Source organism: Acinetobacter stercoris (assembly GCF_900323515.1).
Lineage (GTDB): Bacteria > Pseudomonadota > Gammaproteobacteria > Pseudomonadales > Moraxellaceae > Acinetobacter > Acinetobacter stercoris.
Genome location: NZ_OOGT01000073.1, coordinates 1 through 17,361 on the forward strand (window position 1 = coordinate 1; position 17,361 = coordinate 17,361).

General features: G+C 39.4%; 19 protein-coding genes. 5 read left to right on the top strand and 14 right to left on the bottom strand.

Features of this window, described 5'->3' with window-relative positions:
• The coding region (locus KPC_RS20370) for a PI-PLC domain-containing protein (protein ID WP_171334458.1) at positions 1–262 on the top strand (262 nt) is incomplete at its 5' end.
• A gap of 99 nt (positions 263–361) precedes the next feature.
• Here KPC_RS20370 and KPC_RS09375 read toward each other — a convergent pair.
• Genes KPC_RS09375 through KPC_RS09410 form a run of 8 tightly spaced genes read right to left on the bottom strand, consistent with a single transcriptional unit; the run spans position 362 to position 7,247 of the window.
• On the bottom strand, positions 362–856 hold the full coding sequence (locus KPC_RS09375; protein ID WP_121974114.1) for a flavin reductase: 495 nt from the start codon (positions 854–856) through the stop codon (positions 362–364).
• A gap of 17 nt (positions 857–873) precedes the next feature.
• Entirely contained in the window at positions 874–1,827 is a 954-nt protein-coding gene (locus tag KPC_RS09380; RefSeq protein ID WP_121974115.1) for a PDR/VanB family oxidoreductase, read from the bottom strand.
• 35 nt (positions 1,828–1,862) lie between these two features.
• Positions 1,863–2,600 (bottom strand): SDR family NAD(P)-dependent oxidoreductase, encoded by a 738-nt coding sequence (locus KPC_RS09385; protein WP_121974116.1) that lies wholly within the window; start codon positions 2,598–2,600, stop codon positions 1,863–1,865.
• A gap of 9 nt (positions 2,601–2,609) precedes the next feature.
• Entirely contained in the window at positions 2,610–3,095 is a 486-nt protein-coding gene (locus tag KPC_RS09390; RefSeq protein WP_121974117.1) for an aromatic-ring-hydroxylating dioxygenase subunit beta, read from the bottom strand.
• A 10-nt stretch (positions 3,096–3,105) separates the two neighbouring features.
• Complete coding sequence (locus KPC_RS09395; protein WP_121974118.1) at positions 3,106–4,383, bottom strand: aromatic ring-hydroxylating oxygenase subunit alpha; 1,278 nt, start codon at positions 4,381–4,383, stop codon at positions 3,106–3,108.
• A gap of 28 nt (positions 4,384–4,411) precedes the next feature.
• Entirely contained in the window at positions 4,412–4,927 is a 516-nt protein-coding gene (locus tag KPC_RS09400; RefSeq protein ID WP_121974119.1) for a nuclear transport factor 2 family protein, read from the bottom strand.
• Positions 4,928–4,949: 22 nt separating this feature from the next.
• Entirely contained in the window at positions 4,950–6,110 is a 1,161-nt protein-coding gene (locus tag KPC_RS09405) for an acyl-CoA dehydrogenase family protein (protein ID WP_121974120.1), read from the bottom strand.
• A gap of 21 nt (positions 6,111–6,131) precedes the next feature.
• On the bottom strand, positions 6,132–7,247 hold the full coding sequence (locus KPC_RS09410) for an amidase (RefSeq protein WP_121974121.1): 1,116 nt from the start codon (positions 7,245–7,247) through the stop codon (positions 6,132–6,134).
• A 149-nt stretch (positions 7,248–7,396) separates the two neighbouring features.
• Between KPC_RS09410 and KPC_RS09415 the strand changes: the two genes are divergently transcribed.
• Positions 7,397–7,855, top strand: coding sequence for a MarR family winged helix-turn-helix transcriptional regulator (locus tag KPC_RS09415; RefSeq protein ID WP_121974122.1), 459 nt, complete (start codon positions 7,397–7,399; stop codon positions 7,853–7,855).
• Between the two features lie 195 nt (positions 7,856–8,050).
• On the opposite strand, the gene KPC_RS09420 is transcribed toward KPC_RS09415, so the two are convergent.
• From KPC_RS09420 to KPC_RS09435, 4 genes are all read right to left on the bottom strand, one after another.
• A complete protein-coding gene (locus KPC_RS09420; protein WP_121974123.1) occupies positions 8,051–9,040 on the bottom strand; it encodes a 3-hydroxybutyryl-CoA dehydrogenase in 990 nt (329 codons plus the stop codon).
• A gap of 1 nt (position 9,041) precedes the next feature.
• Positions 9,042–10,148, bottom strand: coding sequence for an NAD/NADP-dependent octopine/nopaline dehydrogenase family protein (locus KPC_RS09425; RefSeq protein WP_121974124.1), 1,107 nt, complete (start codon positions 10,146–10,148; stop codon positions 9,042–9,044).
• A gap of 83 nt (positions 10,149–10,231) precedes the next feature.
• Entirely contained in the window at positions 10,232–11,221 is a 990-nt protein-coding gene (locus KPC_RS09430) for an AraC family transcriptional regulator (RefSeq protein ID WP_121974125.1), read from the bottom strand.
• A gap of 125 nt (positions 11,222–11,346) precedes the next feature.
• Positions 11,347–12,699 carry a spinster family MFS transporter gene (locus KPC_RS09435; protein WP_121974126.1) on the bottom strand — a complete coding sequence of 451 codons (1,353 nt, stop codon included), beginning with the start codon at positions 12,697–12,699 and terminating at the stop codon, positions 11,347–11,349.
• A 378-nt stretch (positions 12,700–13,077) separates the two neighbouring features.
• Here KPC_RS09435 and trhP point away from each other — a divergent pair, with 378 nt between their 5' ends.
• The gene (gene trhP, locus KPC_RS09440) at positions 13,078–14,463 is read left to right on the top strand and encodes a prephenate-dependent tRNA uridine(34) hydroxylase TrhP (RefSeq protein WP_407641985.1); all 1,386 of its coding nucleotides are present in this window, start codon (positions 13,078–13,080) and stop codon (positions 14,461–14,463) included.
• A 2-nt stretch (positions 14,464–14,465) separates the two neighbouring features.
• On the top strand, positions 14,466–14,714 hold the full coding sequence (locus tag KPC_RS09445; RefSeq protein WP_121974128.1) for a YfhL family 4Fe-4S dicluster ferredoxin: 249 nt from the start codon (positions 14,466–14,468) through the stop codon (positions 14,712–14,714).
• Positions 14,715–14,886: 172 nt separating this feature from the next.
• On the opposite strand, the gene KPC_RS09450 is transcribed toward KPC_RS09445, so the two are convergent.
• Entirely contained in the window at positions 14,887–15,771 is an 885-nt protein-coding gene (locus KPC_RS09450; RefSeq protein ID WP_121974129.1) for a LysR family transcriptional regulator, read from the bottom strand.
• A gap of 113 nt (positions 15,772–15,884) precedes the next feature.
• On the opposite strand from KPC_RS09450, the gene KPC_RS09455 reads away from it, so the two are divergent.
• A complete protein-coding gene (locus KPC_RS09455) occupies positions 15,885–16,553 on the top strand; it encodes an FMN-dependent NADH-azoreductase (RefSeq protein WP_121974130.1) in 669 nt (222 codons plus the stop codon).
• 109 nt (positions 16,554–16,662) lie between these two features.
• On the opposite strand, the gene KPC_RS09460 is transcribed toward KPC_RS09455, so the two are convergent.
• The coding region (locus tag KPC_RS09460; RefSeq protein ID WP_228212210.1) for an FAD-dependent oxidoreductase at positions 16,663–17,361 on the bottom strand (699 nt) is incomplete at its 5' end.

Genomic DNA, 17,361 nt, shown 5'->3' on the forward strand with positions numbered 1-17,361 from the left:
TTTTATCAATTATTGTAATATTAGAAACCATGATCACTATGAATATCTGACCCCCAATTTATTTGCACGTGGTCAGACGGACAAGAAAAAACAACAATTTGTCGACATTCATTTCACTATTAATGAATTTCTGGAACAATATCTGGAGCAACTTCCTCGTAATAGTCATCTAGGTATGATGATGCTAGATTTTTATAATAAAAATCTGGATGAACGAACCAGCTTAATTAACAAGATTATAAAGTTTAATTTTTATCATTAATACCAGGGTCTATTGCTCCATTAATCAAAAACCCATTTCTGAAGAAGTGGGTTTTTAAATCAATATTCCATGTAATTTTACAATAAATTTTAAATTTTTTTACAATCTAAGCTTTCCCACATGGTGATACGCCCGATTAAAGTAGATAAGCCCATGCAGTTCATCATTTTGATTCATTTGAATTGCTTCGACCTCACAATAAAATATTGTATGTGTTCCTACATCATTCATTTGCCTGATTTTACAATCAAAACTAACCAACGCATCTTGTAGTACAGGTGATCCGGTAACTAAAGTTATCCATTTCCCATGATCAAATCGTTCTTCCATAGAAATTTTCGAAGCAAAAGCCTGTGATACATTTTGATGCTGTGAACCCAGCACATTCACCGTCAATATGCCATTCTCTTTAAAATGCGCATGTGAACTGGATGATCGATTCATACACACAAGCAGTGTCGGAGGATCATCCGTTACACTGCATACAGCAGATGCTGTAAAACCAAAACGACCTGTTTCACCAGCAGTGGTAATCACATTCACTGCACCAGTTAATAAAGACATTCCATTTCTAAAATCTGTTGTTTCAACCATGACTACATCCTCCGTCACTAGATATCCAGTACAAGCCGTGCTGATTTTGAACGTGAACAGCATACCAGTATCTGTTCATTGCTTGCTTTTTCTTCATCTGTAAAATAGACATCGCGATGGTCTGGTTCACCTTCTATGACGTCACACATACATGTCCCGCAAACCCCCTGTTCACATGACATTTCTATATTTATTCCCTCACGTTCCAATGCTTGAAGTATCGTTTCATCACTGTTAACCATGATGATTTTTCCACTTTGCTGAGCTACGACCTCGAAAGAATCTCCACCAGTTTCAACATCTACCTGAAAATATTCCTTGTGGATTTGGTCAGCTGGAAAATCCTGGGTTTGGGCAAGATTAATGACCCAATCCATAAATCCTACTGGCCCACATGTATAAATATGACTGTCTTTATCTATGTTTTTGATGCTACTTTCAAAAAACTCTCGATGACTCGCACCTTCCGATTTAAAATGAAAATGGGTAAATTCAGCCAATACACCATTTTTTATCTCATCAACAAAAGCGCAGCGTTCCGGACTAGCACCACAATAATGCAGTTCAAATGACGCACCTTCCGAGGCAAGTTGATAAGCCATTGTGATTAAAGGTGTGATACCGATTCCGCCACCTATCAGTACAGAATGTTTTGCCTTGACCAATGGAAATAAATTACGCGGTTCACTGACCTGTATCTGCATTCCATCTTGTATATCATCAAATGCTGAAACTGAACCACCACGTGACTCAGGGTCTTTTAAAATACCTAATCTAAAAATTCCGGATTGATTCGGATCTTGGCAAAGTGAATATTGACGTACCATTCCATTCGGTAAATGCACATCAATATGTGAACCTGCTTCAATTTTTGGAAGTTGGGTGGATGTAGCTGACTCAAATTCCATCACAGCAACATTGCCACCTTCTACATGTCGGTTTTTGACCACTACATTATAAAGTGCTGTCATTTTTCAAACTCCATTTATATGCATCAAGCCAAGGCTTAACGCATAAACAATCCACCGTTAATATCCCAGGTTGCACCTGTCACAAAACCAGCATTCGGACTTGCCAGCAATGCACATGTCTCGGCAATAAACTGCATACTCCCCAAAGCTTTTACAGGAATATTCTGGATAAACTGTTCAAGCCGGTCATCTGACACAACGCTATGTACGATTGGAGACTCCATAGGACCCGGCGCTATGGCATTTACCGTGACACCTTTGGCTGCAAACTCTTTGGCAAAGATCTTGGTTAAAGTCACAATTGCACCTTTGCTTGCTGCATAGTGCGCACCTGTTGCAGTCCCTCCATTTTGTCCAGCCAGTGATGCCATATTGACAATACGTCCATTGCCTTTATCAGCCATGTATTTACCGATAATTTGACAAGCCTGAAATGTACCACGTTGGTTCACTTGTGTTACCCAGTCAAAATCACTTGCCGTAATTTCAAGTACAGGGGTCGCTTTGGTGACAGTCGCATTGTTGATCAATACATCCAGTTTGCCAAAGTTCTGTTCAATCCATTGCACGGCATCACGGAAATCCTGTTCTACAGAAATATCCAGTTTTAATGGATACAGGTTTCCAGCATGTACACTTTGCTGTTTCGCCTGTTCAGCTTTTTGCAAAGTGCTGGCTGATAAAATCACCTGATGTCCAAGCCCTGCAAAATACTCTGCAATCACATTCCCCAGACCTGATGCCGCACCTGTTACCAAAACCACTTGTTGCATATCTGTCTCCTAAAGGATGTAACTGATGCCAGCCAAAGTGTCAGTAGAATTCACCAGATTAATAATCTTACGATTAATCTTGAATCCTCCCTCCTGTTGACGAATCAGGTGATAAGTCACATCAGCGGTATAGTGTTTGAGGTTTTCTTTACGAAATTCTCGGAGATTCTGTGCACAGCGTAGAACAATTTCATTGTCCTGATCCTGGATCACACGTACTCTTGAGAGACTACGTACGGTATTGGCTTTAGGTGATGTTGAAATCGCTTCACCATTTTCCAGACGCTGTACGCGAAGCTTGCGCATATGATGATCGTCATAAGCATAGTTCAGGTTATTTTCATAATCGGTCAGTTTTGGATCAATCGGGATAATATATTTACCCTCTTCATTCCAGAGATTTAACCATTCCTGATATTCAGAATGATCCAGCATATCCGCTTCAGCCCAGATAAAAGCAGTGACTTCATTTAATAAGTTCAGATTAATATTCATGGCTTTCTCCTTAAGCGGTCATCATCTTTTTCCATTGTTGATAGGCTGCACGCATCCCTGTTTCTGCGCTGACATCACTCTTCAAACCATCTTCGGTTTTCACTTCGTCCGGTAAGCCTCGATTCAACATGATCCATAGGTCATTTCCTGCATTTGCGCCATGCTGCACGCGTTCCCATGCTTCTGAATCATCTGGTGTACCAAAGCCAAACGGACCCTGAAAATGCTCATGTAAACGCAGGCGATATTGATTGGCAATTTGTGGTCCACCATCCATCGTGATAACCGAGTGATGGATTTCTGTTTCATTTACCGAAATTGGCTGCATGACACGGAAAAATGCCATTGAGCAGGCAATATTCGGAAATATATTTAAGTTAAATCCTGAACCACCTACCGCACGTACAATGCGACGTACTTCGAGTTCTTCATGTCCTTCATCACGTAGTGCCTGAGCCAGATCTTCAAAACGCTCCTGAATCGGACGTTCCATCAAATCTTCTTCCAAATCGACCAGCTCTGGAATCATGACCATCACGCTATGACCATTGCCCAAGTCTTCGACATAGCCTGGTTGATTTTCAAAATTGAATAATTCTTCAGTTTTTTCATCCACAGAACTTAGGAACGATTTATGAACCAGCGGGAAATGATAAGCGTCTGTTGTATTTTCAAGCTGAATTTTCCAGTTACCTGGAAAACGGAAACGATGCTCACCCAAAACTTTGATTGGATATCCTGCACCTTGTTTCATGAACAGATCTATCCACTTTTTCGCGGCACCCAAAAAATCCTCTAGTGGTTCAATATCCTGTTTAAAGGTAGCGAAAATCATACCGTTATATTCTTCTACACGTAGGCTCACCAGTGGGAACTCTGATTTATCCAGACACTCTCCATAGCTTTCTGGTGAAGGTACGCCACGTAACGATCCATCCAAAGCATAACTCCAACCATGATATGGACATACAAAGCTATTGGTTTTACCTTTTTTATGCTCACAAACAGTTGCTGCACGGTGACGGCACCGGTTGAGCAAAACATGGACTTTTTTCTTACGGTCACGCACTGCAACCACAGGCTGCTTGCCAATATTGATAGTTTTATAACTACCTGCATCAGGGATTTCACTCGCATGTGCAACCCAGACCCATGTGCTGTAATAGATTTTTTCCATTTCTTCATCAAAGATTTTTTCATCCTTGTACAAAGACGTATGTGCACGATCGCTTTGAACCAGTTCGTTATAATCGATTTCAGCATTACGCATTGGAATGATGCTATTCATGATAATTTCCTTTTAAATTTTCCGTAATTTAATCTGCTTGTGGTACTGGCAATGCTGAGTCACTATGCCAGTGTGAAACTGGGCGGCTAAAGATGTTCTCGGTTTGAAAATGCCTGATTTTCCACGAACCATCTTTTTGCTTACGAAATTTCACAGTGAGCTTGGCTGCATTTAAATGGCTACCACCCTCTCGAAAGCTTGAAGTTTGCAGCATAAGCCAGTTACCAACGGCCTGGTTTTCCTGTACATTTATTTGTTCCGAACTGACAAAATGTGCATTCATGACAAAATGTGACTGGTTTTGGGTATAACGTTTAAACATGTCATAAATGGATTGCCATGAATCATATCGACCAAAAGATTTGGCATATTTCTCACCAATACCCTCCCAGATGCTGTCCTGATCAAACAAATTCATCAGTGCCTGCAAATCTGTAGTGGCATCCAGAGCATCACAGATTTCCATATAGCGATTGATACAATTACGAATCGCATTTTGGGCCTCCAGTGCTTCAAGACGTTGCAAAATACTGGTCAAATCCATTTTTAATTTCCCTTAAACCGACTTATAGATAACCTGGGGTTGGTTTAAGACCAAAACTGACCGAGCCAGCATTTTGCAAAGTGGCATCCCCCATAAAGGCGTGCTGGGTCACTACATTGGTATCGTTGACATAACGGCTAAATGGATGATTGGTATAGATTGCTGTCATACCGGCAAGCATTTGCATTTTTCTGGCAACCCGTGCGGCAACTCGTGCGGCATGGGTACAAGATAGACGCATATTGCTCACTTGTTCTGTTGTTGGCGTATTACCTTCAAGAATGGTTTCCCAAACCACATCAATGGTTTGATAAAACCATGTACGCGCTGCTAGAAATTCAGCTTCATATTGTGCATATTCATATTGAGTCACTGGGCGGTTGGCAATCTCTGAACCACCAGTGATAGAAGCTTTGCCTGGTGCAAGTTTCTTGAACTCATCTAGTGCTGCGGCTGCAACACCGATACCAACGACAGTCAAAACCTGAGTTGCCAATGATAAAGATGGGTATTTAAAAAAAGGCTCGGGTAATTTTGACGGTTCACCACGGACAAAGGTCCATGCTTTCTCAATCAGTACATTATCAACAACCAAATCATGGCTTCCCGTGCCTTTTAAGCCTACCGTATCCCAAGTCATTTCAATTTTTGCTTTATGCGCTGGCATGACAGCCATACGGGGCAACCCCTGAGCTTCATTGTCCTTTTGCGGAGAAATCCCAACACCCACAATATCCGCCCCCATACAACCACTGGAAAATTTCCAGCGTCCTTTTACCAGAACACCCTTATCAGTAATCTCAGCTGGCTGTGGTGGAAAAATACCTCCAGCAAATACGATATCCGGGCTGTCTTTATAAAGTACCTGTAATGTTTCTTCAGGCAGGCTGCCCAAATATGCTGGACTCATACCAAAACTGGCAACCCAGCCAACAGAACCATCTGCCATGGACAGTTTTTCAATTAATTCACAAAACTGACGAGGGCTGATTTCATCACCACCAAAACGCTTAGGCACAAATGCACGATATACACCGATTTTCTTTAATTTATCGATAATGTCTTGTGTCACATAAGCCTGATTATCAAACTCACCAGTCAATGCTCTTTGGCGTATTTCCTGACAAAGTACATCCAGTTCAGCCTCGTCTCTTACAAAATCCTTTGTAGATAAATCATTCATGATTTAACTCCTTGTATATATTTAGTGCGCTACTGCCTTCACGACAAAATCTGCGACTGCGCATAACTGTTCATCAGCGCCATGTTTTGCAACCATCTGTAAACCCACGGGTAATCCATTTTTCGTTTCAAGTGGAATAGAAAGTGCTGGATGACCTGACAAATTAAATGGTCTAACCAGAGCTGTAAGATTTAAAAATGCTGCGGTGTTTTCTGCATCGACAACTTGAGGTGGCACTTGTGGCAAAGTTGGTAAAATCAGGACATCATATTGATCCAGCAACTGGTCAATTTCAGCGCTAAACTGATCTTTAATGCTTTCAGCCTGTTGAACTTGCTGCAATGTTGTAGATGCAGCTTTCAGTAAACGCTCATTGACATCCTGTCCAACTTTTCCAGTTTTCGTAAGCTCACCGTATGCCTGCCAGTTTTCATAATTGATCACCTGCATTCCAGCCTGATAAGCCTGATCAAAATATTGTGCTGTTACCTGTGTTGCTGTTAACTTCGCTTGTTGTAAAAAATCATGGATGCTGTCCCAAATTTCCGGTTCTGCAGCAACATTTAAAATGGCAAGTTTAGGAGCTCGTTGTAATGCAACAACTTTTTTAAAAGTTGGATCAATAATCTGCATTGCGGTTTCTAGCATGCTGATTGAACTGGCAAATGGCCCGACACAGTCCAGTGAACTCTGTTCAGGAACGACCCCCACACGACTAACACGCCCGAACGTCGGCTTTAAACCATAAACGCCACAACATGTTGCAGGCATACGGATAGAGCCCCCTGTATCCGTACCAATACTAAAATCTGCTAATCCTGCTGCAACTGCCGCTGCTGAACCACTTGAAGAACCACCAGGAATCAAATCAGGATATTTAGGGTTAACAGGTGTTCCAAAAGCTTTATTAATCCCCGTGATACCAAATGCTAATTCATGCAAATTGGTTTTGGCTGAAATCGTACAATCAGCATTGAGGATATGTTCAACAACTTCGGCATTTTTCTGAGCAGGTAAACTCTCTTCAAATGCCTTACTTCCCGACATTGTTTTAAAACCCTGAATATCAATAGTGTCCTTCACCATGACTTTCAGTTTTCCTGTTCCCATATGGACATCCTGCGCCACAATATTCATTCACTTTTCCATGTAATTTTATTCTATGACCCAAATATCGTAAAAAGTAATGTAATTGTCAAGTAAATTTTCTAGTTAACAAGAAAGAAAATATTTCAAAATTTTGGTTATAATAGTGCATCTTATTTATTCTAAGTTGTTGTTTGACTATGCTGACTCATTTAGAACAATTTTTACCAAATAATGAACCGAACAGCTTAAAAAATTTTCCATTTTTCTGGATCTCTCAAGTCAACGGGAAATACACCCAGCTCATTGAAAAATCAATCAAAAAGTTAGGTATCGATAACACTAAACGTAAAATAATCTTGGCGACAAATGCACTCGGAGAAGGAAGTATTACCGAGATTGCAAACCTGGCTACGACTAAATTGACAACTGCAACAAAAGCAGTCTATCGTTTAGTTGAAGATGGGATTGTTGAAGTTTTTTCTTCCGAAACAGATGAACGTATTTCAATGGTTAAACTCACAGCTAAAGGTCTTGAGCTGGTCGATAAAATAAATCAGATCAGTATCGTTACTCTTTCAGGTATTTTAAATGCTTTTGACGAAGATGAGTTACATGCCCTGAATAAACAGCTGAAAAAGCTGTATGACATCATGTGATTTTAATGGCTGATTGACCAATCAAATCTTCAGGTCAAAATTAAAACCCATAAAAAAGGTGTTCATGTCACGAATGAACACCTTTTTTATTGGAAATCCCATCTAGCATGAAATTTCCACCCAAGTCGTTGCAATGTTTTCAACAGCGAGCTACGGACAAACTGGCACTAAAAACATTACAAAGACAAAGCCGATTTACATATCCATAATATTAAAAACGGGTTTGAGTCCAGCGTCTTGAATACGCTGACTAAACTGACTCAAGACTTTTAATTTATAGGCATCTATATCCACATTTTGATAATCATAAAATCCTTGTTGTTCACGCATGCCATTACGATTATTTTTCATATTTTCAGCAATAATTGTTGGTGTCTGATATCGCTCTCCTAGCTCTTTTTCCAGATACTGAGAGGCATAATACAAAATATCACCTCCTCCCCAGTCAATAAACTCAAGTAATCCTAAAATAGAAAACCTCAATCCAAAACCTGTCCGGATCGCCATATCAATATCTTCTGCTGAAGCGACATTTTCCTCCACCATCCTTGCGGCTTCATTCATGGCAAGTGCTTGAATCCTCGGCACAATATAACCTGCCCGGGCATTACAAACTACGGGGACTTTACCCATTTGAGATAAAAATGCTTTTAATATCCCAATAACTTTCTCAGAGGTCTGCTCTGACCGACTGAGTTCAACCAGGGGGATTAAATAGGCTGGATTAAGCCAATGTGCATTAATAACACGTTCGGGGTGTGACAACATTTTTGCAATATCGGTAACAAGAAAAGTCGACGTCGTTGAAGCAACGATACACTCTGTAGAAATACGTTGGTCTAACCATGTAAAAACTTCTTGTTTTAAATCTTTAAGCTCAGGGACTGCTTCCATAATCAACTGTGCTTTTTTCAAGAATTCATCAGCGTTATTCCGACTAGACACATGGATACGGTCATAAATCGTCTGGATCTGCCGCTGCTCAATAAACTTTATTTTTTCAAGTAAAGTAATTTCATGACTTAAATCAAGTTTCAATTTCGACTGAAATTGGGAAAACTCATCCAGCGAACGTTGTTTTGCATCAATCAATGCAACCTCAAGCCCTGCATAAGCAAAGGCAATTGCAATTGCCTTGCCCATACGCCCTGCACCTACGATGGCAATATGCTGAATTTTATCCATATCATACCCCATCGCGTAAAATACGCTGGAATTCATCTTTGGACTTGGTTGCCAGCCCAAGTTTCTCTAGAGTGCGTCCATCTTCATATAAATCCTTACCTGTGACTGCTGATGCAATATTTAATAATCCTTCGGCAACAGGGGTCGGCACACCTGCATAACGCCCTACGGAAACGATGAAAGATAAACCCAAGCGTGTATCTTCGAGCATATAACGATGTTTTTGTAAATCAATGTCTTCTCGCCAATCACCACTATCGGTCAATTTACCATGTGCTCCACGACCATACATCCATTCATCGCCTTCACCCTCTTTATTATAATGATCGGCCAGAGGAAAATGTGGCGCAGCATAACCCAGAGCCTCACGTACTCTTATACGCTCTGCATCAAGCCGATTCGTGACGCTGCGTATCGCAGGTTGTGTTCCCTCATTATGAATATCCCAAGCATCGAAATGCTCTAGTGGACCTGCATTCATCAAAATAAGAGGAGGATGAATAACTGGTCCAGCATTCATCAAAGCTCCACTTAAACTATCCTCGATCGGCTCAACACTTGGATAAGCCTGTTTTAAAACAGTAAATGCGTGTTCTGATAAGGAACTTGGAAATACGCCTGTTGGCAAGCGTGTTGCATAACCGCTCACAACAATATTATTTACACCATGTTTACGAACCAGATAAGGCAGCGTTCCTGTTTCCCCAAATGCTACTTTTGCAGTATTTCCGCTATCTCTCATCGCTTTGGCAAAAATAAAACTACCAAATGTTGCAGGGGGTAAAAAGACGACTTGCCCATCTTGAAAATATGCTGCTGCCTGTTTTGCCAGATCGTCATGTGTCGTGGCAGGTAGAGGAATAATCACTAATTCAGCATGTGCAATGGCTTGTTGTAAATCGGCATTTAAAATAATCTGACTATTTTGAAAACCCACACTGACTGATCGCGTGCCACGATAATCTTTGATATTCATGCTACCAATTTGATTCAATTCATCAAAAGCAGCCTGATCACGTCTCCACAATAACACTTCATGACCTTTTTCTGCCATTTCAACTGCTGCTGCATAACAGCCATGACCACCACCTAATACTGTAATCTTCATGTTAGAGTTCTCCTTTCTCGACAGTTACAGCTTAGGTAAATACATATTTTCTGGCACTTCAAATTGCGTATCCATTATTCAAATTACGCAAAAGAATTGGTTTTCAAGGTCTCCGAAGGCATACAGCCATAACGTTTTTTATACTGTGCTGAAAAATGACCTAAGCTATTAATTCCATAACGCATGGCAATATCAGTGACACAACTTTCGCCATGACTGTGCTTGAGGGAGAAATGAATCATTTCTAGCCGCTTGTCACGGATATACTGACCAGGACTTTGTTTCAGATAATCGCTAAAGCCCTTTTGTAAAGAGCGTATGGATATACCCACATGTTGACTGATCTCATCCAGACTTAATTGACTATCAAGATGGGTATCTATATAGATTTTGGCTTTTTTGATTGCACTGGGTAATAATTGTTGATGGGCAAATTTCAACTGATCACTATAGTTATGCGGGATATTTAACAAGATTAATTTATTTAGATATTCACTAAAACTATCAATCAAATAATGCCAGTTTTGCAAGGTATAATAGGCTTGGCACAAATAATTAATCGTTTGGATAAAAGTTTCCACCACCTCTCCAGCACATCCTGTACCATCATCAAAAATAAGTGCGTCCTGAAGTGGATAACCAAGCAGTTGTTGTAACTGCTTTTCCAGATCCTGACGACAAATTTTTAAAATAATATTGCGACACTTTCCATCGGTACTCACCTTACTTCGTGTTAACGGCGAAGATATACTCATTTTCCCCGCAACCTGAATGATGCATTTATCTGCAGTTTCAACCTGACATTGCCCAGCGAGTGTCATCCGGAATAAATAATATTCCATACTGTCGATACGAATCGAGACAGGCGCACAATAACGTAAATCCAGTAAAGCCGAATGACCGAACTCAAACCCGTTCAATATGGTCTGCACAGGTTGATAGGTTTCAACGGAAAATTCATGTGGGCAGAGATAACGACTGATATTCTCTTTGATAAGCTGATAATCATCTGAATCTAACAAAGTTGATTTATTCAAATAATGTAAATAATCCATCTTTTCATGATGATTCATAAATACACCCTCACTTGCGAATCATGCCATTACACCTACAAACAAGAATTTTCCATTTAAAATTAAACTAAAAAATTAAAAAACACCGTAATAAATCAATATAATTACTCGGAAATACTCACCTATCAAGCCGAATATTCACGTTTCATACTTTCCTGGAACCGTTTACAGCCCACTTTTAATAACAACGTTGCCAAGACTGCAGATATCCCTGCAACAATTGCGATTGAATAACCTACTGATTTTGGTGAACCAAAGATTTTATCGGTGATCAAGGCAACCAGTGTTGTACCAATACCTAAACCAATCAAGTTACTAATGAGCAAGAAAAATGATGATATTTGTGCCCTTAACTGGTTTGGTGCTAAATGCTGCATTGCCGCTGTTGAGGTTGGTATAGGGAAAGATGCAAAAAACATTGCAGGTACCAATAAACATACCGATAACCATAACTGATCAACCAGTGTAAATGTTGCAATTGGAATAATCATGCATACAGCACCAATCGCACCAACTAAAATCGAAGCATCCTTTCTACCCTTTTGCATAAACCAGTCTGTCAGCCATCCGGAAGTCAGAGCACCTAAGGTATTTGCGACGAGTAGTACGATCCCTAACATATATCCCACTTCAGTCGGTGTTAGTCCAAATTTTCGGATATAAAATGCAGGAGACCAACTCGTTAAACAAAACAATGCCATTGCATAAAATGAAAAACCAAGATAATGACATGTGAAAGTTCCACGATGTTTTGCGACAAACTTGAAACTATCACTAAACTTCACTTTTTCAACATTACCGTTACTATCTAAACGTTGCCCACGACGTTTTGGATCACGTACCGTCAAGATGAATAAAATACCAATTAAAATCCCAGGTAGACCTACGATCAAAAATGCAACCTGCCAAGCTTTCATCAGTCCAAATAAAGGGACACTAATCAAGGTAGCATTTTTCAATAAACCGATGACATAGCCACCAACTAAAAAAGCTATACCACCACCAACAAAGGCACCAATTGAATATACACCAACGGCCTTACCTAGTTTTTCTTTGGAAAACAAATCACTGAAAATAGAATAAGCTGCTGGTGACAATGCTGCCTCACCTGCACCGACTCCGATTCGACACAAAAAAAGCTGGATAAAGTTTTTACTTAATCCACATGCTGCTGTTGCCAAGCTCCAGAAAATAATCCCTGCTGAAATCAGTTTAGGTCTGGAAAAACGATCTGCTATATATGCTAAAGGCAATCCCATAAAGGCATAAAATAATGAAAATGCCAGACCATGTAAAAGACTGAATTGAGTATCTGTTAAATGTAAGTCGGCTTTGATCGGCTCAATCATGAGTGCCAAAATTTGCCGGTCAATAAATGAAAAGATATATGCAACCATACATAAAAGAACAACATACCAAGCATACTTGCCCGATGTTTGATATGCGTGATTGATCACAACTGATTTGTCATCACTCATGTCTAATTTCCTTATTAATTTACCTAAAATCCAAATGAGGTATAGGCAATTTACATACCATGTAATTTTTAGACCCAGTGTTTGGATCTATTTAAGCTTTTTGATATCCAAAACTCCAAGTTATGGAAAATCAGAAAGATTTTCTGCACCAAAATAGTTTAATAAAATTTAATCTGCTGAAAATATGCACCATTATTTTCATAATTCAATATAATTTTCCATAACTTTTTAAATATATTTTTATTCCTTCTAGGTATCATTTCATGTGATATAGAAAGTTTTAAAATAAATCCCTACTAAATCACTTGGTTGAGTGAAAATAGAAAACTATTACAATAAAGCCCTAAATTTTTTGTGCCTTTTATTTTGATCATGAGCATGACTTACACTACCGAACTTCTCTCTCCTGCGGGATCTCTAAAAAATATGCGTTACGCTTTTGCTTACGGAGCTGATGCTGTTTATGCAGGACAGCCACGATACAGCCTTCGTGTACGTAATAATGCATTTGACCATGACAATTTGAAAATAGGGATAAATGAAGCTCATGCACTCGGCAAAAAATTTTATGTTGTAGTCAACATCCAGCCTCATAACAGTAAATTAAAAAATTTCATTCGTGACCTTGAGCCAGTCATTGCCATGCAACCTGACGCACTTATTATGTCTGATCCTGGTTTGATCATGATGGTACGTGAAAATTTTCCAGAAATGCCTATTCATCTATCAGTTCAAGCCAATGCCGTAAACTGGGCTACTGTTAAGTTCTGGAAAACTATGGGGTTAACCCGAGTTATCTTATCTCGTGAACTTTCATTAGAAGAAATTGAAGAAATAAAACAGAATGTTCCCGATATGGAGATTGAGGTTTTTGTGCATGGTGCACTATGCATGGCATATTCTGGCCGTTGCCTGCTTTCTGGCTATATGAATAAACGTGATGCCAACCAAGGTGCATGTACCAATGCATGTCGTTGGGAATATAAAATACATGATACAGTAGAAGATGAAACGGGTGACATCATTCCAGTTAAGCAAATAGATGAATCTTCATGTTGTAAAGATCAAGATGAATTGCATGCCGAAGCACAACACCATTTTGATGACCCTGTTCTTTTACAGCGTAATGATGAAGACATGTTTGCCGCCGAAGAGGACGAGCATGGCACATATTTTATGAACTCCAAAGACTTACGTGCTGTTCAACATGTTGATCGCTTAACAAAAATGGGGATTCATTCACTTAAAATCGAAGGTCGTACCAAATCTTATTTTTACTGTGCCCGTACGGCTCAAATCTACCGTAAAGCAATTGACGATGCCTTGGCAGGCAAAGAGTTTGATCCTTCTCTCTTAACCCAGCTTGAAGGTTTGGCAAACCGTGGTTATACCGAAGGCTTCTTGCGCCGTCATGTTCATACTGAATATCAAAACTATGCAACAGGCTCTTCTGTATTTGATCATCAACAATACTGTGGTGAAGTACTGGAACGTAAAGGTGATTACATAACGATTGAAGTCAAAAACAAGTTCGTGGTTGGTGATTCCTTAGAACTGATGACACCTCAGGGAAATATCACTTTTACATTGACAGAAATGTTAGATCGTAAAGGTAATCCGATAGATGATGCTAAAGGCTCAGGACATGTGGTAGACATCCCAATTCCTGCGGATATTGATGTAAAATATGCTTTATTGATTCGTAACTTACCTACATCGAATCAGGATATTTCAGCATCATCTTTGGCTTATTCAGCGAATTAATCATGGCTCTTTTGATTACTGACGATTGTATCAACTGTGATATGTGCCTTCCGGAATGTCCTAACACGGCTATTTTTGAAGGTGAAAAATACTATGAAATCGACCCAGATCGTTGTACCGAATGCGTCGGATTTTATGATCATCCGACCTGTAAAGCAGTCTGCCCAATTGATTGTATTATCCAGCATCCTGAACATAGCGAATCAACTGATGAACTGTTAATAAAATTTAAAAGTCTGAATATTGTTTAATAATGTTCAGACGATCAATATTTTAGTCTGAATATTCATATCTAATCTAAATAACAGCCGTTATTGCAGGATGACAAGGATGTCATCCATCCGACTTATATCTCAAAAGGCTAAACTAAATATAATATTTTTCAAAAATTTAGGCGTCTTTTTCGATGCTTGTAGTCTATTATCAGCAAAGTACATTATATAATTTTTCTCTACACCATGTTTTAGTTGCTGTTACTACATCATCTTCATTCTCAGTCGTTAAAAAATAGTAATTCATGGAACTTAAAACATGTGGAGACACAATTTTCAACGTGCCATGTTTTAAATAGTTACTCACTGCAATTCTACTTAGCAAGGCGATTCCCTGCCCAGCCAAAACTGCCTGTATCGCATGGTTTTCTTCATTATAAAAAACCTGCCTCTGTCCAGCTGCAATTTGCATATCCTGCTGCTTATACCATGTTTGCCAGTTGACCTTCAAAGGACAATATTCCTCTCCCCATGAAAAATGAATCAAAGGCACTTTTGACCAATCAAGTAATGCTTCATCAAAAAAGGCATGGCTAACAGCCACATATTCATCTTCAGCCAAAAGCTCGACATTTAGATCACGATATCCTCCCTGACCATAGCGAATTGCCAAGTCATATTGCCCAGTATCCATATTCACGGGGTCATAACTGGCATGAACCCGAAAAATCACCTGTGGAAATAAAGCTTGAAGTTCTGGTAAATACGGAATAATCCATTCGCTTGCATAAGGCGGAGTTGTAGTTATTGTGAGCATCCGCTGTTTTTTTTGCTGTAACTCTTCAAGTGCTTTATGAATTTGATTAAAACCAAGCTGCACGTGTTTATAGAGATATTCACCCTCAGGGGTCAGTACGATCGTACGAGTTCTACGTTCAAAAAGCTTAAGATTTAATTGTTGTTCAAGTTTTTTAATACGATGACTTAATGCTGTTGGCGTAAGAAAAAGCTGATCAGATGCCTTTTTGAAACTCAAGTTTTCAGCAACATACTGAAATGCCAAAAGCTGATCCAAACAATGATGTAAATCTACCATTTTTTATGTTCATAGATGAATTCAATTCATTTATAACATGTAGATTGCTCGTTTGTCGTGCGTCTTTGTATCCAGACATAATCTGCTTATAACAATTTTATGGATGCATGAAAATGGTGAATATTCTCCGAATTGATTCAAGTGTACGTACAGGTATTTCCGGACGAGATGAACATGGTTCACTCACTCGACGCCTGACTGAACTTTTTATTCAAAACTGGAAAAAACATCAACCAGACAGTGAAATAAAAATTCGTGATGTCGGTCAGTTTCCGCCAAAGTTTATCGATCAAGACTGGATTGTCTCTGAGTTTGGTAACCCTCCTCCCGAGTTTAAACAACAACGTATGCAACAAAGTGATGAAATGATTGATGAATTACATTGGGCAGATATCATTGTCATAGGGGTTCCTATGTATAATTTTGGACCACCTGCTCACTTAAAAGCCTATATCGATAATATTGTCAGAATCAACAAAACATATCGTTTCAATAAAAGCTTAGAAAATCCATACATAGGTTTGCTTGATAAAAACAAACAGGTTGTGCTTTTATCTTCACGTGGTGGGCATGGTTTTGATCAACCGAATCCTTTTTTCACCAATCATGTTGAACCATCTGTGAAAACTGCATTCAATTTTATCGGTTTAACCCAGTTTCACAACATTGCTATCGAATATCAGGAAGAAGGTGGAGAAGAATTAAAAAACTCCATAGAAAATGCCGAACAAGGTGTGATTACTTTAGTAAAAGCAATTAGCTTTAGTAAAAATACTCCCTAAATAAATTTGCATAAAAAAAAGGAACTTAGAGTTAGCGATCTAAGTTCCTATAAAGGTGGAACAACATTTTTAAATCGTCAAAGTAACCGAGGATACTTTGACTTACAGCTTATTGGCCAGAACGGATGATGTAATCAAAAGCAGACAATGCAGCCTTTGCACCTTCTCCTGCTGCAATGATGATCTGTTTGTACGGGACAGTCGTACAGTCTCCTGCCGCAAAGACACCCTTAACGCTGGTTTCATTACGATCATTCACCACAATCTCACCACGATTTGAAAGTTCAACTGAGCCTTTCAGGAAATCTGTATTTGGCAGTAAACCGATTTGAACAAAGATTCCTGCAAGTTCTAAAGTATGCTCTTCATCCGTTGCACGGTCTTTGTATTTCAATGCAATCACTTGTGAACCATCACCTACAACTTCTGTTGAAAGTGCATTCATGATCACTGTGGTATTTGGCAAACTGTTCAATTTATCCTGAAGTACCTGATCGGCACGCAATTTGCTATCAAACTCAACCAGAGTCACATGTTCAACAATCCCAGCAAGGTCAATTGCTGCCTCTACACCTGAGTTACCACCACCAATCACCGCAACTCTTTTACCTTTGAACAATGGACCATCACAGTGTGGGCAGTAAGCAACACCACGTGTACGGTATTCCTGTTCACCAGGAACATTCATTTCTCTCCAACGTGCGCCTGTTGAAAGAATTACAGTTTTAGACTCAAGTTTTGCACCATTTTCAAGTTCAACTTCAACCAGTCCACTGGCAGTCTGATCTGCACCAACCAGTGTTTTAAC

What these genes read in the sequence shown, in the direction of transcription:
- KPC_RS09380 (WP_121974115.1), bottom strand. Translation starts at nt 1,827, where the DNA reads ATGACAGCACTTTATAATGTAGTGGTCAAAAACCGACATGTAGAAGGT.
- KPC_RS09445 (WP_121974128.1), top strand. Translation starts at nt 14,466, where the DNA reads ATGGCTCTTTTGATTACTGACGATTGTATCAACTGTGATATGTGCCTT.
- KPC_RS09375 (WP_121974114.1), bottom strand. Translation starts at nt 856, where the DNA reads ATGGTTGAAACAACAGATTTTAGAAATGGAATGTCTTTATTAACTGGT.
- KPC_RS09435 (WP_121974126.1), bottom strand. Translation starts at nt 12,699, where the DNA reads ATGAGTGATGACAAATCAGTTGTGATCAATCACGCATATCAAACATCG.
- KPC_RS09395 (WP_121974118.1), bottom strand. Translation starts at nt 4,383, where the DNA reads ATGAATAGCATCATTCCAATGCGTAATGCTGAAATCGATTATAACGAA.
- KPC_RS09450 (WP_121974129.1), bottom strand. Translation starts at nt 15,771, where the DNA reads ATGGTAGATTTACATCATTGTTTGGATCAGCTTTTGGCATTTCAGTAT.
- KPC_RS09415 (WP_121974122.1), top strand. Translation starts at nt 7,397, where the DNA reads ATGCTGACTCATTTAGAACAATTTTTACCAAATAATGAACCGAACAGC.
- KPC_RS09420 (WP_121974123.1), bottom strand. Translation starts at nt 9,040, where the DNA reads ATGGATAAAATTCAGCATATTGCCATCGTAGGTGCAGGGCGTATGGGC.
- KPC_RS09455 (WP_121974130.1), top strand. Translation starts at nt 15,885, where the DNA reads ATGGTGAATATTCTCCGAATTGATTCAAGTGTACGTACAGGTATTTCC.
- KPC_RS09405 (WP_121974120.1), bottom strand. Translation starts at nt 6,110, where the DNA reads ATGAATGATTTATCTACAAAGGATTTTGTAAGAGACGAGGCTGAACTG.
- KPC_RS09425 (WP_121974124.1), bottom strand. Translation starts at nt 10,148, where the DNA reads ATGAAGATTACAGTATTAGGTGGTGGTCATGGCTGTTATGCAGCAGCA.
- KPC_RS09390 (WP_121974117.1), bottom strand. Translation starts at nt 3,095, where the DNA reads ATGAATATTAATCTGAACTTATTAAATGAAGTCACTGCTTTTATCTGG.
- KPC_RS09430 (WP_121974125.1), bottom strand. Translation starts at nt 11,221, where the DNA reads ATGAATCATCATGAAAAGATGGATTATTTACATTATTTGAATAAATCA.
- KPC_RS09410 (WP_121974121.1), bottom strand. Translation starts at nt 7,247, where the DNA reads ATGAATATTGTGGCGCAGGATGTCCATATGGGAACAGGAAAACTGAAA.
- KPC_RS09400 (WP_121974119.1), bottom strand. Translation starts at nt 4,927, where the DNA reads ATGGATTTGACCAGTATTTTGCAACGTCTTGAAGCACTGGAGGCCCAA.
- trhP (WP_407641985.1), top strand. Translation starts at nt 13,078, where the DNA reads ATGACTTACACTACCGAACTTCTCTCTCCTGCGGGATCTCTAAAAAAT.
- KPC_RS09385 (WP_121974116.1), bottom strand. Translation starts at nt 2,600, where the DNA reads ATGCAACAAGTGGTTTTGGTAACAGGTGCGGCATCAGGTCTGGGGAAT.